General features: G+C 71.2%; 21 protein-coding genes. 14 read left to right on the top strand and 7 right to left on the bottom strand.

The genetic code is table 11. The features are described from left to right. Nucleotides 1-83: 83 nt before the first annotated feature. Nucleotides 84-440, top strand: a complete 357-nt coding sequence (locus ACFYRY_RS33180; RefSeq protein ID WP_389154087.1) for a hypothetical protein — start codon at nt 84-86, stop codon at nt 438-440. 46 nt (nt 441-486) lie between these two features. Here the strand turns inward: ACFYRY_RS33180 and ACFYRY_RS33185 are convergent, their stop codons facing one another. The 6 genes from ACFYRY_RS33185 to ACFYRY_RS33210 all read right to left on the bottom strand — a co-directional run bounded on the left by ACFYRY_RS33185 (nt 487) and on the right by ACFYRY_RS33210 (nt 6,653). Beyond that, complete coding sequence (locus ACFYRY_RS33185) at nt 487-1,476, bottom strand: zinc-dependent alcohol dehydrogenase family protein (RefSeq protein WP_389154090.1); 990 nt, start codon at nt 1,474-1,476, stop codon at nt 487-489. Next, nucleotides 1,473-2,324, bottom strand: a complete 852-nt coding sequence (locus tag ACFYRY_RS33190) for a carbohydrate ABC transporter permease (protein WP_356776397.1) — start codon at nt 2,322-2,324, stop codon at nt 1,473-1,475. The genes ACFYRY_RS33185 and ACFYRY_RS33190 overlap by 4 nt, the downstream gene beginning before the upstream one ends. After that, nucleotides 2,321-3,259, bottom strand: coding sequence for a carbohydrate ABC transporter permease (locus ACFYRY_RS33195; RefSeq protein ID WP_389154093.1), 939 nt, complete (start codon nt 3,257-3,259; stop codon nt 2,321-2,323). The genes ACFYRY_RS33190 and ACFYRY_RS33195 overlap by 4 nt, the downstream gene beginning before the upstream one ends. Next, complete coding sequence (locus ACFYRY_RS33200) at nt 3,256-4,629, bottom strand: ABC transporter substrate-binding protein (RefSeq protein ID WP_389154096.1); 1,374 nt, start codon at nt 4,627-4,629, stop codon at nt 3,256-3,258. Before ACFYRY_RS33200 ends, ACFYRY_RS33195 begins: the two co-directional genes overlap by 4 nt. A 110-nt stretch (nt 4,630-4,739) precedes the next feature. Continuing rightward, nucleotides 4,740-5,510, bottom strand: coding sequence for a DeoR/GlpR family DNA-binding transcription regulator (locus ACFYRY_RS33205; protein ID WP_389154099.1), 771 nt, complete (start codon nt 5,508-5,510; stop codon nt 4,740-4,742). 333 nt (nt 5,511-5,843) lie between these two features. Further along, nucleotides 5,844-6,653 (bottom strand): NAD-dependent epimerase/dehydratase family protein, encoded by an 810-nt coding sequence (locus tag ACFYRY_RS33210; RefSeq protein WP_389154102.1) that lies wholly within the window; start codon nt 6,651-6,653, stop codon nt 5,844-5,846. 227 nt (nt 6,654-6,880) lie between these two features. Here ACFYRY_RS33210 and ACFYRY_RS33215 point away from each other — a divergent pair, with 227 nt between their 5' ends. Both ACFYRY_RS33215 and ACFYRY_RS33220 read left to right on the top strand, forming a co-directional pair. Further along, entirely contained in the window at nt 6,881-7,822 is a 942-nt protein-coding gene (locus ACFYRY_RS33215; RefSeq protein ID WP_389154105.1) for a 5-dehydro-4-deoxyglucarate dehydratase, read from the top strand. Between the two features lie 33 nt (nt 7,823-7,855). Next, complete coding sequence (locus ACFYRY_RS33220; RefSeq protein WP_389154107.1) at nt 7,856-9,019, top strand: hypothetical protein; 1,164 nt, start codon at nt 7,856-7,858, stop codon at nt 9,017-9,019. On the opposite strand, the gene ACFYRY_RS33225 is transcribed toward ACFYRY_RS33220, so the two are convergent. After that, a complete protein-coding gene (locus ACFYRY_RS33225) occupies nt 8,956-10,236 on the bottom strand; it encodes an MFS transporter (protein WP_389154110.1) in 1,281 nt (426 codons plus the stop codon). The genes ACFYRY_RS33220 and ACFYRY_RS33225 overlap by 64 nt on opposite strands. Before the next feature lie 240 nt (nt 10,237-10,476). On the opposite strand from ACFYRY_RS33225, the gene ACFYRY_RS33230 reads away from it, so the two are divergent. The 11 genes from ACFYRY_RS33230 (at nt 10,477) to ACFYRY_RS33280 (ending at nt 22,479) form a co-directional block, all read left to right on the top strand. Then, nucleotides 10,477-11,073, top strand: a complete 597-nt coding sequence (locus ACFYRY_RS33230; protein ID WP_389154113.1) for a TIGR03086 family metal-binding protein — start codon at nt 10,477-10,479, stop codon at nt 11,071-11,073. A 266-nt stretch (nt 11,074-11,339) separates the two neighbouring features. Beyond that, nucleotides 11,340-12,014 (top strand): GntR family transcriptional regulator, encoded by a 675-nt coding sequence (locus ACFYRY_RS33235; RefSeq protein WP_389154116.1) that lies wholly within the window; start codon nt 11,340-11,342, stop codon nt 12,012-12,014. Continuing rightward, on the top strand, nt 12,011-12,919 hold the full coding sequence (locus ACFYRY_RS33240) for a dihydrodipicolinate synthase family protein (protein WP_389154119.1): 909 nt from the start codon (nt 12,011-12,013) through the stop codon (nt 12,917-12,919). Before ACFYRY_RS33235 ends, ACFYRY_RS33240 begins: the two co-directional genes overlap by 4 nt. Further along, nucleotides 12,916-14,655 carry an L-arabinonate dehydratase gene (gene araD / locus ACFYRY_RS33245; protein WP_389154122.1) on the top strand — a complete coding sequence of 580 codons (1,740 nt, stop codon included), beginning with the start codon at nt 12,916-12,918 and terminating at the stop codon, nt 14,653-14,655. Before ACFYRY_RS33240 ends, araD begins: the two co-directional genes overlap by 4 nt. 287 nt (nt 14,656-14,942) lie before the next feature. Beyond that, nucleotides 14,943-15,878 carry a sugar ABC transporter permease gene (locus ACFYRY_RS33250; RefSeq protein ID WP_356776785.1) on the top strand — a complete coding sequence of 312 codons (936 nt, stop codon included), beginning with the start codon at nt 14,943-14,945 and terminating at the stop codon, nt 15,876-15,878. Beyond that, nucleotides 15,875-16,771, top strand: a complete 897-nt coding sequence (locus ACFYRY_RS33255; RefSeq protein WP_389154126.1) for a carbohydrate ABC transporter permease — start codon at nt 15,875-15,877, stop codon at nt 16,769-16,771. Before ACFYRY_RS33250 ends, ACFYRY_RS33255 begins: the two co-directional genes overlap by 4 nt. Further along, nucleotides 16,768-16,980, top strand: coding sequence for a hypothetical protein (locus tag ACFYRY_RS33260; protein ID WP_389154129.1), 213 nt, complete (start codon nt 16,768-16,770; stop codon nt 16,978-16,980). Before ACFYRY_RS33255 ends, ACFYRY_RS33260 begins: the two co-directional genes overlap by 4 nt. Beyond that, complete coding sequence (locus ACFYRY_RS33265) at nt 16,977-18,119, top strand: Gfo/Idh/MocA family protein (protein WP_389154132.1); 1,143 nt, start codon at nt 16,977-16,979, stop codon at nt 18,117-18,119. The genes ACFYRY_RS33260 and ACFYRY_RS33265 overlap by 4 nt, the downstream gene beginning before the upstream one ends. Further along, the gene (locus ACFYRY_RS33270) at nt 18,119-18,964 is read left to right on the top strand and encodes a PmoA family protein (protein ID WP_389154135.1); all 846 of its coding nucleotides are present in this window, start codon (nt 18,119-18,121) and stop codon (nt 18,962-18,964) included. Before ACFYRY_RS33265 ends, ACFYRY_RS33270 begins: the two co-directional genes overlap by 1 nt. Further along, entirely contained in the window at nt 18,961-20,466 is a 1,506-nt protein-coding gene (locus tag ACFYRY_RS33275) for a family 43 glycosylhydrolase (protein WP_389154138.1), read from the top strand. The genes ACFYRY_RS33270 and ACFYRY_RS33275 overlap by 4 nt, the downstream gene beginning before the upstream one ends. Before the next feature lie 30 nt (nt 20,467-20,496). Continuing rightward, entirely contained in the window at nt 20,497-22,479 is a 1,983-nt protein-coding gene (locus ACFYRY_RS33280) for a pectinesterase family protein (protein ID WP_389154141.1), read from the top strand. Nucleotides 22,480-22,487 lie beyond the last annotated feature (8 nt).

A 22,487-nucleotide genomic window follows, 5' to 3' on the forward strand; every position in this document is an offset into this window, starting at 1 on the left:
CCGAGGTACCCGTTTCATCCACCCCCACAGTCCGCTCCGGCCGGGTCACCCCCCGCTGGAGCGGGCTGATGTGAAGGATTCCCATGAACCCCAGCCCCCTCCTGGTCGTCCCCGCCGTGCTGTGGACCGTCGTCGCAGGTGTCGCGGTGATCGCGGTGATCGTGCTCCCCAGGCGTCGGGAGCCGGCGTCCGCCGCCTGGAACCCCTTCGGTCCGGACTTCCCGGTCGTCGCTCTGGCGGCGATCGCCGGATACGCGGTCGCCGCCGCCGTCCGAGGCCATGTCTCGCTTCCCAGCGCCGCTTTCGCCGTGCTGTGGCCGGCGATGGCGGCATCGACCCTCGCCCGCGTGGCGGGACGACGCACCCGTTCCTGGCCCCGGTGGGCCACTGTGGCGTTCGCCGCCGTGGGTGCCGCGCTGTACGGCGCGCTGCCGCTGTGACCTCCTGCCCGACGGCCGCACCGTCGGGCAGGCCCGGCGCCGTCCGCTACGGCACCACCACGATCTTCCGCCCCACCCCCGCCTTGAACTGGTCCAGTGCCTCCGGGTAGCGGTCCAGCGGGATGCGGTCGCTGATGAAGACCTCCGGGTCCAGGACCCCGTTCGCGAACAGCTCCGCCGCCCGCTCGAAGCTGTGCAGGACCGCCATCGAACCGGTGATGGTGATCTCCTGGTTGTAGATGCGGTACGGGTCGATCGTCACGCGGGTCGCGTAGTCGGCGACGCCGAACTGGAGGAACGTACCCGCCTTGGCCACCCGGTCCAGGCCGTCCTGGATCGCCGCCGCGTTGCCGGTCGCGTCGACCACGACGTCCCAGCCCTGCGGGCGGTCGAGTTCGTCGGCGCCGGTCGCCGAGGACGACACCCCGAGCAGCCGGGCCGTGGCCAGGCGCTGGGCGTTGATGTCCACCATGTCCACGCTCGCCGCCCCCGTCCGCTTGGCGAGCTCCAGCATCATCAGGCCCATCGTCCCGGAGCCGTAGATCAGGACGTGCGCGCCCAGACGGGACTGGAGGACGTCGTAGCCGCGGACGGCACAGGAGAGCGGTTCGACCAGCGCCGCGTCCTGGGTGCGCACGTGCTCGGGCAGCTTCACGCAGTTGGCCACCGGCGCCACCGCGAACTGCGCCGCGCCCCCGGCCGTGGTGACCCCGATCGCGGCCCACCGTTCGCAGAGGTTGTTGTGCCCCGTACGGCAGTACCGGCACTCGTAGCAGTACAGCGAGGGATCCACCGCGACCCGGTCGCCGACCGCGACCTCGGTGACCTGGGTGCCCACCCCGACCACCTCGCCGGCGAACTCGTGCCCGGGCACGATCGGCAGCTTGGGCGCGAACTCGCCCTGGAGGATGTGCAGGTCGGTGCCGCACAGGCCGCAGGCGGCGACCTCGACGACGACCTCCCGGGGGCCCGGCGTCGGGTCCGGGACCTCGGTGACGACGGCACGGCCCACGGACTCGATGACGGCGGCCTTCATTTCACGGCTCCCAACGACAGGCCCTGGACCAGCTTGTCCTGGGCGGCGAACCCCGCGGCGAGCACCGGCAGGGAGATCACGAGCGACGCGGCGCACACCTTCGCCAGGAACAGGCCCTGGCTGGTGATGAAGCCGGTCAGGAAGACGGGGGCCGTCTCGGCCACCACGCCGGTCAGCACGCGGGCGAAGAGCAGTTCGTTCCAGCTGAAGATGAAGCAGATGAGCGCGGTCGCGGCGATGCCCGGGAGGGCGATGGGGGCCACCACGCGGGCCAGGATCGTCGGCAGGCGGGCCCCGTCCACCTTCGCCGCCTCGATCACCGCGACCGGGACCTCGGCGAGGAAGGACTGCATCATCCACACCGCGATCGGCAGGTTCATCGAGGTGTAGAGGATGACCAGCAGCCAGATGTTGTCGAGCATGCCGGTGTTCTTGGCGAACAGGTAGATCGGGAGCAGGCCCGCCACCGCCGGGAGCATCTTCGTGGACAGGAAGAAGAACAGGACGTCCGTCCACTTCTTCACCGGGCGGATCGACAGCGCGTACGCCGCCGGGAAGGCCAGCAGGAGCACGAACAGCGTCGATGCCAGCGAGGCCACCGTCGAGTTGACCAGCGCGGGCCAGGGGCTCGCGCCGCCGCCCGTGCCGAAGAACTCGCGGTAGCCGTCCAGGGTGAGGGCGGCCCCGAAGGAGGGCGGGTTGGTTGCCGCGTCCTGCTCCGAGTGGAAGGACGTCAGGGCCATCCACGCGATGGGGAGGAAGAAGACGATCCCCAGCAGCCAGGCCACCAGGCCGAGGCCCGCTCCTTTACGACGGCCACTGTTCGGCCGTACGGCGATGCCGCTCATGCCCGACCCACCTCCTCGCGGAACAGGGACGACACCACGCGCAGGGCGAAGGTCGCGATGATGATCGAGCCGATGACCACCAGGACGCCGGCGGCCGAGGCGAGGCCGTTCTCGTGGGCCTGGTAGAAGCTCTGGTAGACGGTGTAGGGGAGGTTGGCGGTGCCCAGGCCGCCGGACGTGATCGTGAAGACCGCGTCGAAGTTCTGGACGATGTAGATCGAGCCGAGCAGCGCCCCGAGTTCGAGGTACCGGCGCAGGTGCGGGAGCGTCAGATAGCGGAAGATCTGCCAGTTGCTCGCGCCGTCGACCCGCGCCGCCTCCATCTGCTGCTGGTCGCGGCTCTGCAGTCCGGCCAGCAGGATCAGCATCATGAACGGGGTCCACTGCCAGACCAGGGAGGCCTCGACCGCGAGCAGCGGGGTGCCCGAGATCCAGTCCGGCTGCGGACCGCCCACATAGTGCAACAACCCATTGAGCAGGCCGTATTCAGGGTTGTACAGCACATGCTTCCAGAGCAGGGCCGCCGCCACCGGGACCACCAGGAAGGGCGCGATGAGGAGCGTGCGGACCACGCCCCGGCCGCGGAATCTCCGGTCGAGCAGCAACGCCAGGGCCAGCCCAAGGACCAGGCTGGCGAGGACCACCGCGACCGTCAGCAGCACCGTCGTCCACACGGACTGGCGCAGGTCGGTGTCGGTCAGCACCTGCTGGTAGTTGTCGAGGCCGGTGAAGTGGCGGGCCTTGGGATAGAGGGCGTTCCAGTCGAAGAAGGAGATCACGAGCGTGGCCACGAAGGGGAGTTGGGTGACCGCGATCATGAAGATCAGGGCGGGGAGCAGGGGGGCGCGGGTGGCCCAGGCGCGCAGGCGGGCGGAGGGCGGGCGCACGGAGGGCACGTCAGTGGTGGCTGTCGGAGCCGTTATGGTCGCGGTCATCGTCCCTCGTACTCCTCGGAGATCCGCTCGGCGAGCTGCTGGGACTTCTTCAGGGCCGATGCGACGGACTGGCGTCCGGCGATGGCCGCGCTGATCTCCTGGGAGACCTTGGTGCCGAGGTCGGTGAACTCGGGGATGCCGACGAACTGGATGCCGGGCGCGGGGCGCGGCTGCACGCCGGGGTCGTTGGGCTTGGCGCCCTCGATGGCCTCCTTGGTCATCTCCTGGAAGGCGGCGGCCTCCTTGACGTAGGCCGGGTTGGTGTACGTCGACGCGCGCTTGCCGGCGGGGACGTTGGACCAGCCGATCTGGTCGCCGACCAGCTGCTCGTACTGCTTGCTCGACGCCCAGGAGACGAACTTCCAGGCCTTGTCGGGGTTGCGGGAGGCGTCCTGGATGCCCCAGGCCCAGGTGTAGAGCCAGCCGGCGGACTTCGTCCGCTCGACGGGGGCGGGGGCGTATCCGAGCTTGCCCTTGACCGGGGAGTTCGCCGCCTCCAGGGATCCGGCCGCGGAGGTGGCGTCGTACCACATGGCGACCTTGCCCTGGGTCATGTTGTTCAGGCACTCGGCGAAGCCGGACTGGGCGGCGCCGGACTCGCCGTGCTCACGGACCAGGTCGACATAGAACGTCACCGCCTTCTCGAACTCGGGGGAGTCGAGCCGCGCCTTCCAGCCCTTGTCGAACCAGGTGCCGCCGAAGGTGTTCACCACCGTGGTCAGGGGTGCCATGACCTCGCCCCAGCCCGGCAGGCCGCGCAGGCAGATGCCCTTCATGCCGGGCTGGGCCCCGTCGACCTTCGCGGCCAGGTCGGCCACCTGGGTCCAGGTCGGGTGCGCGGGCATCGTCAGGCCCTTCGCGGCCAGGACGTCCTTGCGGTACATCAGGAAGGACGACTCGCCGTAGAAGGGCTGGCCGTAGAGCTTGCCGTCCTCTCCGGTGAGGGACTGGCGCATCGGCTTGAGGACGTCCTTCTCGTCGTACGCCGGGTCCTTGGTGACGTAGGAGTTCATCTCGTGCAGCCAGCCGTTGCGGGCGTAGATCGGTATCTCGTAGTTGGAGAGGGTGGCGACGTCGTACTGGCCGGCCTGGTTGGCGAAGTCCTGGCTGATCTTGTCGCGGACGTCGTTCTCGGGCAGGACGGTGAAGTTGACCTTGATGCCGGTCTCTCGGGTGAAGTGGGCGGCGGTGAGCTTCTGCAGCTCGGTCATCTGGGGGTTGTTGACCATCAGGACGTTGATGGAGTCGCCGCCCGACCCGGACCCGCCCGCTCCGACCCAGCAGCCGGAGAGCAGCGGGGCGAGCAGCGTCCCTGCGGCGGCCATGGCGAGCGTGGCTCGCGGGGGCCGTCGTCGGCTCTGGGTTCGCATGGATCGCTCCTGGACGTATGGGGAGTTGGACGTATGGGGAGTTAGACGTATGGGGAGATAAAGGGCGCGACAGGGTGCGGAGGCGCCCATCTGGCTGGTGAGTCGGTTGTTCAGACGCGGATGACCTGGGGTCCCAGCAGTGCGTAGCGGTGGGCCTCGGCCGTGGGCAGGAGGGTGCTCGTCACGATCGCCTCCAGGCTGCCGATGTCGGCGAACCGGCAGAAGCTGACCGCTCCGAACTTGGTGTGGACGCCCGCGAACACCGTGCGGCGCGCGGCCCGGACGGCCTGCGTCTTGACCTCGCTGACCGCGGGGTCGGGCGTGGTCAGTCCGTGTTCGCGGGAGATGCCGTTGGCGCCGATGTAGGCGAGGTCGACGACGAAGCCGGCCAGCATCTTCGTCGTCCAGTGGTCGACCGTGGCGAGGGTGCCGGAGCGGACCCGGCCGCCCAGCAGCAGCACGGAGGTGTTCTCGGTCTCGGCGAGCGCGCCCGCGACCGGCAGGGACGCGGTGACCACGGTCAGCGGCCGGTCCCTGGGCAGAGCCTCGGCGATGAGCTGCGGGGTGAAGCCCTCGTCGACGAAGACCGTCTCGGCGTCCTGGAGCAGCTCGGCCGCGGCTGCCGCGATCCGGCGCTTCTCGGGGACATGGCTGGTGGCGCGGAAGGCGAGCGTGGTCTCGAAACCGGCGCTCTCCACCGGATAGGCCCCGCCGTGGGTGCGGCGGACCAGGCCGTGGTCCTCCAGGGCGCGCAGATCCCGCCGTACGGTCTCCTTGGCCACGCCCAACTCGTCGGCGAGCGCGGTGACGTCGACCGAACCGGTGGCGCGGGCGACCCGGACGATCTCCCGCTGGCGTTCCTCCGCCGTCCTGGTGGTCATGGCCGTCACCCGCCTCCGTACCTGTCTGCCCGTTCGGGCCCGGTGGGACCCATGGGGGAAGTTCTACAGCGGGTACGCGGCACTGACCAGGCCTGTTGCGGGCTCGATGCTGCCCGTGTGTGCCCGTTCACGGGGCGGCGTGACCGTCTCGGACCTGCGGGGCAGGGGGCGCGGGCGGGCGATCGGGCAGCGCGGATGCCCGAATGCGGCGGCGGGCGGGCCCGTTCGGTGCCCGCCCGCCGCCGCGAACGATGGTTTCGCGCCGCGTCGGCGCGGCCGGTCGGCCAGTACGGCCGGTCGGTCAGCGCGTCCGCCGGTCAGTGCCGCCGCCGGTCAGTACGGCCAGATCGGCGGGTCGTTGACGAAGGCGCCGCCCAGGTAGGCGTGGCCCACGTTGTCCGGGTCCAGTTCGCCCTGTTCGGCGATCAGCTTCTCGGCGTACGGCTCGGAGTCGTCCCGCGGCTCGTAGCCGAGGGCCCGCGCGGTGCTGAGGTCCCACCACAGGCGGGTGTTGGCGGAGGAGCCGTAGACGACGGTGTGCCCGACGTTCTCGGCGGTCAGGGCCGCGTGGAAGAGGCGGGCGCCGTCGGCGGGGCTCATCCACACCGAGAGCATGCGCACGCTGGTCGGCTCCGGGAAGCAGGAGCCGATGCGGACGGAGACGGTCTCGATGCCGTATTTGTCCCAGTAGAACTGGGCGAGGTCCTCGCCGAACGCCTTGGAGAGGCCGTAGAAGGTGTCCGGGCGGCGCGGGGTGTCGATGGGGATGAGGGGATCGTCGCCCTGGGGGCGCGGGGTGAAGCCGACCGCGTGGTTGGAGGAGGCGAAGACGATGCGCTGCACGCCCTCCTCGCGCGCGGCCTCGTACAGGTTGTACGTGCCCTCGATGTTCGCCGTGAGGATCTTCTCGAAGGGGGCTTCCAGGGAGATGCCCGCGAGGTGGATGATCGCGTCGACGCCCCGCACGGCCTTCCGCACGGCGTCCTTGTCGGCGAGGTCCGCGGTGACCGCGTCCGGGTCGCCCTCGATGGGGCGCATGTCGAGCAGGCGCAGTTCGTAGTCGAAGGCCGGGAGCAGGTTCCGCATCAGGGTGCCGAGCCCGCCGGCGGCGCCGGTGAGCAGAACGGTGCGGGGAGCGGGCATCCTCGGGTCTCCTTGAGTCGGCGGCCGCATGCATGGATCCCATTCACATGCGTGGACACGCTATGGAGCGCGGGTGTTCTCCGTCAAGTGTGGCGCGAACCCGGCGGATCCACCCTCGCGACGCGGGTTTGTGCGCTTGACCGGCCCCGACGGGGATCCTTAGGGTGGAGTCGTTCATAAATATGGATGTGAATCATAAACGTGAGCGCTCGTTCTAGGGAGAGCCCGTGACGTCAGCCCCCCTCGCCGCTCGACTCGGCATCCCCGGCGGGCCGCTGTTCTTCCCCGTCACCGCCTACGGCCCGGACGGCTCGGTGGACCTGGACGCCTACCGCGCGCATGTGCGCCGCGGGATCGAGACCGGCGCCGCCGCCGTCTTCGCGTGCTGCGGAACCGGGGAGTTCCACGCCCTCACGCCGGAGGAGTTCGAGGCGTGTGTCCGCGCGGCGGTGGCGGAGGCGGCGGGCCGCGTCCCGGTCGTCGCGGGCGCCGGATACGGCACCGCGCTCGCCGTGCGGTACGCGCGGCTCGCCGAGGCGGCCGGGGCGGACGGGCTGCTCGCCATGCCGCCCTACCTCGTCGTCGCCGGGCAGGAGGGGCTGCTGCGGCACTACCGCGAGGTCGCCGCGGCCACCTCGCTGCCGGTGATCGTCTACCAGCGCGACAACGCCGTGTTCACCCCCGAGTCCGTCGTCGAGCTGGCCCGCACCGACGGGATCATCGGCTTCAAGGACGGCCTCGGCGACCTCGACCTGATGCAGCGGATCATCAGCGCGGTCCGCACCGAGGTTCCCGGCGACTTCCTCTACTTCAACGGGCTGCCGACCGCCGAACAGACCCAGCTCGCCTACCGCGGCATCGGCATCACGCTCTACTCCTCCGCCGTCTTCTGCTTCGCCCCCGAGATCGCCCTCGCCTTCTACGAGGCCCACAAGACCGGCGACGACGCCACCGCCCACCGTCTCCTCGACGGCTTCTACCGGCCCTTCGTCGACCTGCGCGCCCAGGGCCGCGGCTACGCCGTCGCCCTCGTCAAGGCCGGCGTACGGATGCGCGGACTCGACGTGGGAGAGGTGCGGCCCCCGCTGCACGAGCCGACCGAGGACCATGTGAAACAGCTCGCCCAGATCGTCGAGCGGGGATACGCCCTGCTGGACGAGGGCAAGTGAACCGGACCACGAGCACGTGAACGCGGAGGACAAGTGAAGGCGTCGACGTTCGTCTACCCCTGGGATGTCAACGGGGACCCGGAAGCCGCGGCACGCATCGCCGCGCTCGGAGTGCAGCAGGTGACCCTGGCCGCCGCCTACCACTCCACGCGGGCGCTCACCCCCCGCCACCCGCGCCATCGCGTCGTCACCGCCGAGCACGCGGCCGTGCTGTACCCCACCGACGACCGGTGGGAGGGACGGGAGCTGCGCCCGTACGCCGCCGGGGACTGGGCCCCCGGAGACGCGTTCGGTGAGGCGGCGGGCGCGCTCACGGACGCCGGCCTGGAGGTGCACACCTGGGTCGTCCTCGCGCACAACTCCCGCCTGGGCGCCGAGCACCCGGACACCTCGGTGGTCAACGCCTACGGTGACCGCTACCCGTGGGCCCCCTGCATCGCGCAGCCCGCCACCCGCGCCTACCTCGTCGACCTGGCCGCCGAGGCCGCCGTACGCCCCGGCGCGGCCGGCACCGAGCTGGAGTCCCTCGGCTGGTACGGACTCCAGCACCTGCACGCCCACGACAAGACCGCCGGGGTCGGCCTCGGCGACGCCGGCCAGTACCTGATGTCGCTCTGCTTCTGCCCGACCTGCCGGGACGGCTACGGCCGACAGGGCCTGGACGCCGACGAGCTGGCGGCCGCCGTACGCGAGGCGCTGGCGCCGGTGTGGCGGGGCGCGCCCGAAGACGACGGCTGGGCCGGAGTCGAGAAGCTGCTCGGTGAGACGAACGCGGCCGCCACCCGCGGGTGGCGCGACGACACCGCCCGCACGCTCCAGGAGGCGGCCGTCGGCGCCGTCCGGGCCGCCGCTCCCGAGGGATTCCAGGTCCTGCTGCACGCCGACCCCCTCACCTACCGCGTCGGCGCCAACCCGGGCGTCGACCCCGCGCACATCCTGTCCGTCGCGGACGGCGTGGTCGTACCGTGCGCGGGCGGCCCGGCGCCGCTGACACCGTTCGCACAGCACCGGCGGGACAACACCGTGATCGCCGCGAACTTCGGGCTGGTCTCCGGGATGGGCGGCAGCCCCGGCACGCTCGCGGCGGACGCGGCGCGGGCCCGGGAGCTGGGGGCCACCGAGCTGCGGCTGTATCACGCCGGGTTGGCGTCGGACGGCGACCTGGAGACGGCACGGGAGGCGCTCGCCGGGCTGTGAAGCAGCGGCACCACGGTCAGCAGCCACAGCGCGCCGAGGACGGCCAGCAGGGTCCGGTGGCCGACCGCTGTGACCAGGGCGGCGCCCACGGCCAGCCCTAGCACGTTCGGCGCGAACATCAGGGTGTTGGCCGTGGCGACCGCCCGGCCCAGCAGCGGACCCGGGGTCTCGCGTTGCACGGCCGTGAGCGCGGCGATCAGCACACAGGGCAGGCCCGCACCGATCGCCGCACTGCACACCAGGGCCGACGGGTCCCACGGAACGGCCCGCAGAGCCACCGCGACGGCCGTGACGGCGATACCGCAGGCCGCGAACCGGCGCGCCCCGAGCCGCCGTAGCGCGGGGCCCGACGCCAGGCCGACCACGACCGAGCCCGCGCCCTGCACGGCGTACAGCACACCGGCGTACGCGGGGGAGTGCCCGAGACCCTCGACCACGGCGTAGATCAACGCCCCGTTGACGCCCGCGCACAGCATGGTCGCGCCGCCTGCCAGGACCAGCGACCGCAGCCGGGGGCACCTCCGCAGATGCCGGGCCCCCTCGGCGGTCCGCTCGCGCCAGCCGTTCGCGGGCCGCGCGGGCTTCTCCTCGTGGACCCGCAGAGCGGCGTACAGGCCCGCGGCGAGGACGAAGGTGACCGCGTCCAGCAGGGCGACGCTCGGACCGCCGTATGCCGCGCAGAGTCCGGCTCCGGCCAGCGGGGCCACCAGCTTCACGCCCTCGCTCGCCGTCATCCGCAGTCCGTTGAAGTCGCCGAGCAGGGACGGGCCCACGGCGGCGGCGACCAGGGCGGACTCCGCGGCGTCATGGACGACGCCGGCGGCGCCGTACACGAACAGGACCGCGTACAGCAGCCAGAGGTCCCGTGCCGAGCCGACGGTGAGGAGGGTGAGCAGGAGGGCGCCCAGCGACAGGTTCACGCCGATCAGCAGCGGCTTGCGGCGGAACCGGTCGGCGAGCGTGCCGAGGAGCGGGCCCGCGAGGGTCGGTGCCCACAGGGCGAGCAGGCACAGCGCGGCAAGTCCGTCCGACCCGGTGAGTTCCTTGACCCATACGCCGGACGCCAGCCACAGCGCGGACGTGCCGAAGCCGGAGACCACGACTCCGGCGAGGTACAGCCCCGCCTCGCGGTCGCGCAGGACACGCACCACCGGCCACGTCCGTGCCCGTGCCTTTTTCCCGGTCCTGGTCCTGGTACCAGTACGTTTCGTCGTCATGCCCGGTCATCGTGCGGCTAAGGAGGGGGTGTACGGATCGGGCAGGTGCCCTAGTGCCGCGGCACTAGAAGCGCGGGGGACCGGGCGGATTCCCCTGAGTGGCCGTCGGTCGGACGCCGGCGAGTTCGTGCGGACGCAGCGAGCCGAGGTCGCGGTGCGGCGATGAGTTCGGGGCGTGGGGCCGGTCCACCCTCCGAGGACAGCTCGCACTCCGCATCCTGGTTCCCTGAGGAGCAGCACATGACCGACCCGACGACCTTCGACATCGAACCGCAGGCCCAGATCGTCGCCCGCCTCGCGGACGGCGTGACGGACGAGCAGCTCGCGGACCCGACGCCGTGCCCGGACCTCGCAGTGCGCAACCTGCTGGGGCACCTGACCGGTCTGGCCGTCGCCTTCCGTGACGCGGCACGAAAGGACTTGGGTGTCACCACGGACAACAGCCCGAACGGTGTGGTGCCCGACATCGGGCCCGGCTGGCGCGAGGACCTCACGAAGGCCCTCGACGAACTCGCCGACGCCTGGCGCGACCCGGCCGCCTGGACCGGCATGACCCGCGCGGGCGGCGTCGACCTGCCCGGCGCGGTCGCCGCCGCCGTCGCGGCCGACGAACTGGCCATCCACGGCTGGGACCTGGCCCGCGCGACAGGGCAGTCCTACGCCCCCGACCCCACCGTGCTCCAGGTGTCGCACGACTTCCTCCGCGCCGCCGCCGAGGAGGGCGACGACGGAGGCGGCATCTTCGGTCCGGTCGTCCCCGTCCCCGCCGACGCCCCGCTCCTCGACCGGGCGGTGGGGCTGAGCGGGCGGGATCCGCGGTGGTCGCCGAGGCGGTGACCTGGGCTTTGCCACATCGCGTCGGCACACTGATCCAGACGCCATGAACCCTTCCAGGTTCAGGGCGTCATCAGGTCTGCATCGCGTAAGCGAACCGGTGGAGCAGTCCCGACCGACCGGCGGGTCTTTGCCGAAACCCCACCTTCCTTTGTCAGAAGCATTGACGAAACACGCGACCCCTCCCTACCTTCAACCCCGTCGTACTTCGTACGTCATATATGAGACGCGATACGTGAGATCCGATACGCGATATCCGAGAGGCGCGCATGACCTCTGTGCCCACGCCGATCCCCTCCCGCACGCAGTACGTGCTGGAAGGGATCAAACACCGCATCCTCACCGGGCAGCTGACGCCCGGTCAGGCCCTCGTCGAGACCGAACTCGCCGCGCAGTTCGGGGTGTCCAAGACCCCGGTGCGCGAGGCGCTCAAGACGCTGGCCGGCACCGGGCTCGTGGTGATGAACCAGTACAAGGGCGTCACGGTGCGCATGGTGGACGCGGACATGGCGCGCGAGGTCTACGACGTGCGGCTCCTCCTGGAGCCCGAGGCGCTGAAGCGGGCGGTGCGGCGCGGAGCGTCCCTCGACGCCGCCCGCGACGCGCTCACCCGGGCCGACCAGGCCACGGACACCGCCGAACGCTCCCTCGCCAACCGGGAGTTCCACCGCGCCCTGTACCTGCCGTGCGGCAACCCGCTGCTTGGCCGGATGCTCGACGAGGTCCGCGACCAGGCGGCCCTGGTCTCCGCCGTGGCGTGGGCGGCCTCACCGTCCTGGGAACGGGAGGCCGGCGAGCACCGGGAGATCCTGCGGCTCGCCCTCGCCGGTGACGCCGACGGCGCGGCACGCGCGCTGCACGCGCACATCGGGTCGTTCGTCCAACGGGCCTTTCCGCAGACGGAGTCCGAGTCCGAGGTCCAGGAAGAGGGCGGTCAGGCATGACGACATCGTTCGAGTCCCAGCGGGCGGCGCTGGCCGACGTGGTGGCGATCCCGGTGACCCCGTTCGCCGAGGACGGCGGCCTCGACCAGGACACCCTCCGGGCCCTGCTGCGTCGTCTGCTCGACGGCGGCGTCAGGACCCTCACCCCCAACGGCAACACCGGGGAGTTCTACGCCCTCACCCCGCAGGAGCGTCAGCTGGTCACCGAGTGGACCGTCGACGAGGCCGGCGACCGCGGCGTGGTCCTGGTCGGGGTCGGGCACGACGTGCCGACCGCCGTCGCCTCCGCCCGGCACGCCCGGGAGCTCGGCGCCCAGATGGTCATGGTCCACCAGCCGGTCCACCCGTACGTCTCGCAGAGCGGCTGGGTCGACTACCACCGCGCGATCGCCGAGTCGGTGCCCGAGCTGGGCGTCGTCCCGTACGTCCGCAACCCCCAGCTGCTCGGTGCCCGCCTCGCCGAACTCGCCGACGCCTGCCCCAACGTGATCGGTGTGAAGTACGCCGTCCCGGACGCGGCCGCCTTCGCGGCGTTCGCCCGGGACGCCGGCCTCGACCGCTTCGTATGGGTCGCGGGTCTCGCCGAGCCCTACGCCCCCTCGTACTTCTCCGCGGGCGCCACCGGCTTCACCTCGGGCCTGGTGAACGTCGCCCCGTCCGTCTCCCTGAACATGATCGAGGCTCTTCGAGCCGGCGACTATCCGGCCGCGATGAAGGTCTGGGAGCAGATCCGCCGCTTCGAGGAACTCCGGGCGGCCAACAACTCCGCCAACAACGTCACCGTCGTCAAGGAGGCCCTCGCCTCCCTGGGCCTGTGCCGCCGCGACGTCCGTCCGCCGAGCCGGCAACTGCCCGAGGACGAACGTGCCGAGGTCGCCGCCATCGCCTCCGGGTGGTCGATATGAACCAGCCGCGCCACCAGAAGAGCCCCGAGGAACTGCGAAGCCACCAGTGGTACGGCACCGAGGGCCTGCGTTCCTTCAGCCACCGCGCCCGCACCCGCCAGCTCGGCTACCTCCCCGAGGAGCACCTGGGCAAGCCGGTCATCGCGATCCTCAACACCTGGTCCGACATCAACCCCTGCCACGTCCACCTGCGTGACCGTGCGCAGGCCGTGAAGCGGGGCGTGTGGCAGGCGGGCGGATTCCCGCTGGAGTTCCCGGTCTCCACCCTCTCCGAGACCTTCCAGAAGCCGACCCCGATGCTCTACCGCAACATGCTCGCGATGGAGACCGAGGAGCTGCTGCGGTCCTACCCGGTCGACGGCGCCGTGCTGATGGGCGGCTGCGACAAGTCCACGCCCGCCCTGCTGATGGGTGCCGCGACCGCCGACCTGCCCGCCGTCTTCGTGCCCGCCGGGCCCATGCTGCCGGGGCACTGGCGCAACGAGGTCCTCGGCTCCGGCACCGACATGTGGAAGTACTGGGACGACAAGCGGGTCGGCCTGATCGGCGACTGCGAGATGACCGAACTGGAGAGCGGTCTCGCCCGCTCGCCCGGCCACTGCATGACGATGGGTACGGCGTCCACCCTGACGGCCGCCGCGGAAGCCCTCGGCGTCACCGTCCCGGGGGCCTCCAGCATCCCGGCCGTCGACTCCGGGCACGACCGGATGGCGGCCGCCGCGGGCCTGAGGATCGTCGACCTGGTCCACCAGGACCGAAGGCTCTCCGACATCCTCACCCATGACGCCTTCGAGGACGCGGTGACGACGGTCCTCGGTCTCGGCGGCTCCACCAACGCCGTGATCCACCTGATCGCCATGGCGGGCCGGGCCGGAATGAAGCTCACCCTGGACGACTTCGACCGCATCGCCCGTACGGTGCCGGTGCTCGCCAACGTACGGCCCGGCGGACAGACGTACCTCATGGAGGACTTCCACTTCGCCGGCGGGCTGCCCGGGTTCCTGTCCCGGATCCCGGACCTGCTCCATCTGGACCGTCCGACCGTCTCGTACGACACGCTGCGCGAGCAGATCGCCGGCGCGCGGGTGCACAACGACGACGTCATCCGGCCCCGGGACAACCCGGTCGCCGGCGAGGGCGGGGTCGCCGTGCTGCGCGGCAACCTCTGCCCGGACGGCGCCGTCATCAAGCACATCTCCGCCGAGCCGCACCTGCTCGCGCACACCGGGCCCGCGGTCGTCTTCGACGACTACCGGACCATGCAGCGCACCATCAACGACCCGGAGCTGGGCATCACCGCGGACAGCGTGCTGGTGCTGCGCAACGCCGGGCCCAAGGGCGGCCCCGGGATGCCCGAGTACGGCATGCTGCCGATCCCGGACCACCTGCTCAAGCAGGGCGTGCGGGACATGGTCCGCATCTCCGACGCCCGTATGAGCGGCACGAGTTACGGTGCCTGTGTGCTGCACGTGGCCCCCGAGTCGTACATCGGCGGACCGCTGGCGCTGGTCCGCACTGGCGACCAGATCACCCTGGACGTCGAGGCACGCACCCTTCATCTCCACGTGGACGACGAGGAGTTGGCCCGCCGTCGGGCGGACTGGACGCCGCCGCCCGTCCGGTACGAGCGCGGCTACGGGGCGCTCTACAACGAGCAGATCACGCAGGCCGACACCGGCTGCGACTTCGAGTTCCTGGCCCGTCCGGGCAAGGTGCAGGACCCGTACGCGGGCTGAACGACCGCCCGGCCACCCACCCACCACGCACCTACGGCACCACGGCACAGCGCAGCCGGAACGACCGCACCAGCGCGCACCGACGGGCACCGCACGGCACCACCGAGCCGGTACCACCGCACCACGCGCCACCCCGCACCAGGGCTCACTCCCGCACCACGCGCCACCCCGCACCACCTGACGGCCGCCTCCACCATGACGGCCGGGCCTCTCGCACGCCGTACAGCAAGCGCTTTCCCGCACGAAACGCACACGTTGCACCAGACGCACGAGAACGGAGAACTGTCATGGCCCAAGCCGCAGCCGTGGCGAAGCCGCCCGCGCCACCCCGGCGGCGCCGGGCCTCCGCCACGCCGCGCAGGCTGCCGTACCTGCTGATCGCCCCGGCGGCCCTGCTGATGCTGGGCTTCATCGCCTACCCGGTGATCAGCGTCTTCTACTACAGCCTGCAGAACTACAACCCCACCAAACCGTGGCGGAACGGCTACGCGGGCTTCGACAACTTCGTCCACGCCTTCACCGACGACCCGGTGTTCTGGGACACCCTGACCTTCAGCGCCAAATGGGTGGTCGTCGAGGTCGGACTCCAGCTGCTGTTCGGTCTGGCGCTGGCGCTGATCGTCAACCAGACCTTCGTGGGGCGGGGGCTCGGCCGCGCGATGGTCTTCTCACCGTGGGCCGTCTCCGGTGTGCTGACCTCCGCGATCTGGGTGCTGCTCTACAACTCCCAGACGGGCATCACCCGTTACCTCGCGGACATGGGCATCGGCAGCTACGGGACCAGCTGGCTGTCGGACACCTCGACGGTGTTCCCGGCGGCGGTCGTCGCCGACCTGTGGCGCGGTGTCCCGTTCTTCGCGATCCTCATCCTCGCCGACCTCCAGTCCGTCTCCAAGGACCTCTACGAGGCCGCCGAGGTCGACGGCGCGAGCCGCGTCAAGCAGTTCTGGCACATCACGCTGCCCCATCTGAAGGACGCCATCATCCTGTCCACGCTGCTGCGCGCGGTCTGGGAGTTCAACAACGTCGACCTGCTGTACACCCTGACCGGCGGCGGACCCGCGGGCGAGACCACGACCCTCCCGCTCTACATCGCCAACACCAGCGTCGACGCCCACAACTTCGGCTACGCGTCCGCCCTGACCGCGGTCGCGTTCGTGATCCTGCTCTTCTGCTCGATGGTCTATCTGCGGCTGAGCAAGTTCGGAGGTACGGACAAGTGATCACCAAGGAGGCCACCAAGGCGGCACCCGCTCCCGCGCACCTGCCCGCCGACCCCCCGCGCCCCCTCAAGGCCGGCCGCAACTGGGACGAGGTACCGCGCTGGCACATCTACCTGCCGCTGTCGATCTACCTCGTCTTCACCCTGATCCCGTTCTACTGGATCCTGCTCTTCGCGCTGCGCCCGGCCGGCTCGACCTCGCTCGTGCCCTGGCCGATGACCTTCGACCACTTCGAGAAGGTGTGGACCGACCGCAGCTTCGGCACCTACTTCCAGAACAGCCTGCTCGTCGGCGTCGCCACCCTGCTGATGACCACCCTGGTCGCGCTGGCCGGCGGGTACGCCCTCGCCCGCTTCAACTTCCGGGTCAAGAAGGCGTTCATGCTGGCGCTGCTGTGCTCCCAGTTCGTGCCGGGCGCGCTGCTGCTGGTCCCGCTGTTCGAGATCTTCGCCAACTTGAACATGATCAACTCGCTGGGCAGCGTCATCATCGCGGAGACGGTCTTCCAGCTGCCCCTGTCGATGATCCTGATCAGCAACTTCATCAAGAACGTGCCGTACTCCCTGGAGGAGGCGGCCTGGGTCGACGGCTGCAACCGGCTGACCGCCTTCAGGATCGTGGTCCTGCCGCTGCTGCGGCCCGGCCTCATCGCGGTGGGCTCGTTCGCCTTCGTGCACTCCTGGAACCACTTCCTGTTCGCCCTGATGTTCCTGAACAACCAGGGCAAGCAGACCATCCCGGTCGGCCTCAACACCCTGATGAGCGCGGACAGCGTCGACCTCGGCGCGCTCGCCGCGGGCGGCATCATCGCGGCCGTACCCGTGGTGATCGTGTTCGCCTTCATCCAGAAGTGGCTGATCACCGGGTTCAGTGCGGGGGCGGTGAAGGGATGAGGCTCCGCCAGGCAGCTGAAGCGGGCGCGCTGTTCATGGACGGCTGTCCGGTGGATCCGCTCGCCCTCGACAACGCCCGCCACCCGGGCGGCGAGCGTGACCTCACGCCGGACGCCGGCCGGACACCTACCCTGCACACAAAGATCGACAGCGCCGGGGCGGCCGACCGAGAGGTGGCACGCGGCGCGGGCGCGGGGAGGACCCCATGAGCACAGACATCGTCCTGGCGGGCGCGCGCGGCCACGGCCGCTGGCACCTGGACAACATCCGCAGGCTCCAGGACAAGGGGATCGTCCGGCTCGCCGGCATCTGCGAACTGGACCCGCTGACCGCGAACGAGCTCCCCGAGGGGCTCGGCACACCCGAGCAGTCCGCCGACTTCGGTGCCCTCCTCGACTCGACCGGCGCCCGGATCGCGGTGATCTGCACGCCGATCCACACCCACACCGACCTGGCGCTGACGGCCGCGCGCAGGGGAGTGCACCTCCTGCTGGAGAAGCCGCCCGCCCCGTCGTACGCCGAGTTCCGACGGATGGCGGACGGGGTCGCCGCGGCCGGGGTGGTCTGCCAGATCGGCTTCCAGTCGCTGGGCTCGCACGCCGTGCCCGCGATCCGGAAGCTGATCGCCGAGGGCGCGATCGGCGAGGTGGCCGGAGTCGGCGGGGCGGGCGCCTGGGCGCGTCCCGAGTCGTACTTCCGGCGCGCTCCCTGGGCGGGCAAGCGGCGGCTGAACGGCGTCGACGTGATCGACGGGGCGCTGACCAACCCGCTCGCGCACGCCGTCGCGACCGGACTCGCGCTGGCCGGCGCCCCGCAAGCGGAGGACGTCGCCGGGATCGAGACCGAACTGCTGCGCGCCAACGACATCGAGTCCGACGACACCTCCTGCGTGCGCGTCACCACCACGCGGGGCCTCCCGGTCACCGTCGCCGCGACCCTGTGCGCCGAGGACCCCGACGATCCGTACGTCGTCGTGCACGGCGACAGCGGCCGGATCACCTTCTGGTACAAGCAGGACCGCGTGCTGCTCCAGCGCGCCGACCACGGCCCCGAGGAGTACGAGTACGGCCGCACCGACCTGCTGGAGAACCTCGTCGGGCACCTCACCGACGGTGCCGGCCTGCTGGTGCCGCCGGATGCGACCGGCGCCTTCATGAAGGTCGTGGAGGCGATCCGCCGGGCCCCCGACCCGGCCCCGCTGCCCGAGAGCGCCTGGCATCTGCTGCCCGGAGAGGAACGCAGGGTCGTCCCCGGCGTCGACGGATTCGTCGCGGCCTCCGCGGACAGCCTCGCCCTCTTCTCCGAGCTCGGCGCCACCTGGGCCCCACCGAGAGAGGTGAGTACCTGATGACGACCAACGACACGCCGGTGCTGCGCGTCGCGGGCCGGCCGGTCGGCCGGTACGTCACCCGGCCCGAGCTGCCCGCGCGGCTCTCCCCGCGCCCCTATCTGCACCCGGTCACCACCCTGGCCGGCACGGCGGTCACCGAACTCAGCCCTGCCGACCACTCACACCACCTCGGCGTCGGTGTAGCCGTTCCCGACGTCGAGGGGACCAACTTCTGGGGCGGACGCACCTACGTCCGCGACCAGGGCCCCACCGAGCTCGACAACCACGGCGCCCAGCGCCACACCACGTTCCAGCTGCGCGACCCCGACGGCTTCGTGGAGGAGCTGCGCTGGGTCGCCTCGGGAGCCGAGCTGCTGCGTGAGCGCCGTACCGTCGCCGCCACCGAACTCACCGACTCCGCCTGGGCGTTGGACTTCACCTTCTCGCTCACCAACGTCACCCGGGGCCCGCTGTCGATCGGCTCCCCGGCGACCAACGGGCGCCCCGGCGCGGCGTACGGCGGCTACTTCTGGCGGGCCCGCAAGGAGAGCGAGCCCCCGCGGGTCTTCACCGCCGGCGGCGAGGGCGAGGCCCAGATCCACGGCACCCGCGCCGACTGGCTCGCCCTGGCCGGATCCACCTGGACCCTGGTGTTCGCGGGCGCCACCGAACAAACCCGCCGCGACCCGTGGTTCGTGCGCACCGCCGAGTACCCGGGCGTCGGCTCGTCCCTGGCGTTCGACGAGCGGCTGCCGATCGAGCCGGGTGACACCGTCGTACGGCGGATCGTCACGGTGGTGGCCGACGGGAGCCTCGAACGGGACGGCGCCGCCGCCCTGGTACGCAAGGCGGTGAGCCTGTGACCGGCACGTACACGAACCCGGTCCTGAACGCCGACTGGTCCGATCCGGACGTGGTCCGTGTCGGCGACGACTTCTACCTCACCGCGTCCAGCTTCGGCCGCGCCCCCGGCCTGCCCCTGCTGCACTCCCGCGACCTGGTGAACTGGACGCTGGTCGGCCACGCCCTCGAACGCCTGGAACCGGTGGGCGAGTTCAGGGTTCCGCGGCACGACTGCGGGGTCTGGGCACCGGCGCTCCGCCACCACGACGACCGCTTCTGGATCTTCTGGGGCGACCCCGACCACGGCGTCTTCCAGGTCAACGCCCCCGAGATACGCGGCCCCTGGACCCGCCCGCACCTGCTCAAGGCGGGCAAGGGCCTGATCGACGCCTGCCCCCTGTGGGACGACGAGACCGGCGAGGCGTATCTGGTGCACGCCTGGGCCAAGTCCCGCTCCGGCGTCAAGAACCGGCTCACCGGCCACCGCATGCACCCTGACGGCACGTCCCTTCTCGACGAGGGCAAGGTGATCGTCGACGGCGACCGGATCCCCGGCTGGTTCACCCTCGAAGGCCCCAAGCTCTACCGGCACGACGGCTGGTTCTGGATCTTCGCCCCGGCCGGGGGCGTGGAGACCGGCTGGCAGGGCGCCTTCCGCTCGCGCGACTTCTTCGGGCCGTACGAGGAGAAGATCGTCCTGGAGCAGAAGGACACCGACGTCAATGGCCCCCACCAGGGCGGCTGGGTGCGCACCCGGTCGGGCGAGGACTGGTTCCTGCACTTCCAGCAGCGCGGCGCCTACGGCAGGGTCGTCCACCTCCAGCCGATGAGCTGGGGTACCGACGGCTGGCCGGTGCTCGGGGCCGAGGGCGCCCCCGTCGCCGTACACCGGCGCCCCGACCTGCCGCCGCAGCCGCCCGCCGCGCCCGCCACCGACGACGACTTCCCCGGCGGGCGGTTCGGCCGCCAGTGGCAGTGGACCGCCAACCCCCGTGAGGGCTGGGCCACCCAGCATTCCGGGGACGGCCTCAGGCTGTCCTGCGTCCGCTCGGCCGACCCGCACGACCTGCGCACCCTGCCGAACGTCCTCACCCAGCGGCTGCCGGGCGTCCCGTCCGTGGCCGAGGTGGAGCTGACGCTGCACGGCGAGGCGCCGGGGGCGCGGGCCGGGCTCGCCGTCCTCGGGGACGCCTTCGGCTGGATCGGGCTCGAGCGGGGGAGTGACGGGACCGTGCAGCTGGTGCACCGGTTCGCCGAGGCGGTCGCCGAGAGGGAGCGCGACGCCGACCACCCGCGACCGGCGCCCGAAGGACGGGCGCGACTGCGCGTCGAGATCGGCGCGGGCGCGCGCTGCCGCTTCTTCTACGACGTCGGTGACGGACTCACGCCGTCCGGTCCCGTCTTCGCCGCCACCCCCTGGCGCTGGGTCGGCGCCTTGCTCTGCCTCTTCGCCCTCGCGCCCGTCGGCTCGGGACACGCCGGCGCGGCGAGCTTCACCCAGTTCCGGATCACCTCCTTGTAACCCACCCCGTTCCGCCTGTTGGGAGCCGCAATGACGCACTTCCGTAGCAAGCGCTTGCCGAGACCTGGGCACGGCAAGGTGGTGGCCGCCGTGCTCGGTCTGGTGGCCGCGCTGAGCCTCGGGGCGGCCGGGGAGACGCAGGCCGCGGACGCCCACCCGGCGCGGGCGTCCGTGGACCGCTTCGACGACCGGCCGCACGGCTTCGCCTCGCTGGCCGGCGGCACCACCGGCGGCGCGGGCGGCAAGGTCGTCACCGTCACCGACCCGGCCTCGCTGGCCCGGTACGCGGCCGCCGAGGAGCCGTACGTCATCAGGGTGTCGGGAACGCTGGCCGTCGAACCCTTCGGCGCGAACATCGTCGTGGCCTCGGACAAGACGATCGTCGGCGTCGGGGACACCGGCGAGATCGTCCACGGCGAACTGCATCTCGACCCCGGCACCAGCAACGTGATCATCCGCAATCTGACGATCCGGGACTCGGCCGTCGAGGGCAACTGGGACTGCAAGGACACCGACTTCGACGGCATCCAGATGGACACCGCCCACCACGTGTGGATCGACCACAACCGCTTCTCGAACATCTGCGACGGACAGCTGGACATCCGCAAGGACAGCGAGTACGTGACCGTCTCGTACAACCGGTTCGAGAACAACAACAAGACCTTCGGTCTCGGGTGGACCAGCAACGTCAGGACCCAGATCACCATCGACCACAACTGGTTCGCGCACACCAAGCAGCGCAACCCGTCCGTCGACAACGCCGCCTACGCGCACCTCTACAACAACTACCTGACGGCCCAGGTGGACCCCGGTGATCCGGTGTGGACGTACGGGAACTGGTCGCGCGGCCGGACCAGGATGGTCATCGAGAACAGCTACTACCGGGATGTCCAGCACCCCTACCAGGCCGACGCCACCGCGGAGTTGGTGCAGCGCGGGTCGATCCTGAAGAACACCACGGGCCGCCACGACGAGTGGGGTGCCGCCTTCGACCCGCGGGACTTCTACGACTACCGACTGGATCCGGCGGCGGCCGTTCCGGCGCTGGTCAAGCGCTTCTCCGGGCCGCACAAGCAGATCGGCGTGACGCTCCGGGTCCCGGCCGAGTACCCGACCGTGCAGGCCGCCGTGGACGCCGTCCCCGACGCCAACGCCGTCCCGGTGACCATTGAGATCGCGCCGGGCACCTACCGGGCGAAGGTCCTGATCCCCGCCACCAAGCCGAACATCGTGCTGCGGGGGACCGGCCGCGACCGCTCGGACACCGTCATCGTGTACGACACCCCCGCCGAGTACGGGGGCTCCACGGGGAGCGCGACCGTACGGATCGCCGCGAACGACGTCACCGCCCGCAACCTCACCTTCAGCAACGACTTCGACGAGGCCGCCGTCGACCTGAAGGGCGAGCAGGCCCTCGCCATGAAGACCACCGGGGACCGGATCGTCTTCGAGGACACCGCCTTCCTGGGCAACCAGGACACCCTCATGACCGACAGCCCCAAGCTGGACGTGATCAGCCGGGTGTACCTCCGTGACGCGTACATCGAGGGCGATGTCGACTTCGTCTACGGACGGGCGACCACCGTCATCGAGCACTCCGTCATCCGCGCGCTGAGCCGCGGCTCGGACACCAACAACGGCTACATCACCGCCGCTTCCACCTGGACGGGAAACCCGTACGGCTTCCTCATCACCCGGTCGAGGATCGTGAGCGACGCGCCCGCGGGGACCTTCCACCTCGGGCGGCCCTGGCACCCGGGCGGTGAACCGGCAGCCGTCGCCCAGGTGTTGATCCGCGACACCGAACTGCCGGCCGCGGTCAAGGCCGCCCCGTGGACCGACATGAGCGGGTTCTCGTGGAAGGACGCGCGACTGGCCGAGTACCGCAACCGCGGCGCGGGGGCGGCGGTCACCGCGGACCGGCCGCAGCTGAGCGACGCCGCCGCGCGGTCGTACACCGTCACCGACTACCTCAAGGGCGCGGACGGCTGGGCGCCGCACGCCCGCCGCTGAGGCACCCG

Origin of the sequence: Streptomyces sp. NPDC005263 (genome assembly GCF_042872365.1) — a bacterium.
In the GTDB taxonomy this organism is placed as follows: domain Bacteria; phylum Actinomycetota; class Actinomycetes; order Streptomycetales; family Streptomycetaceae; genus Streptomyces.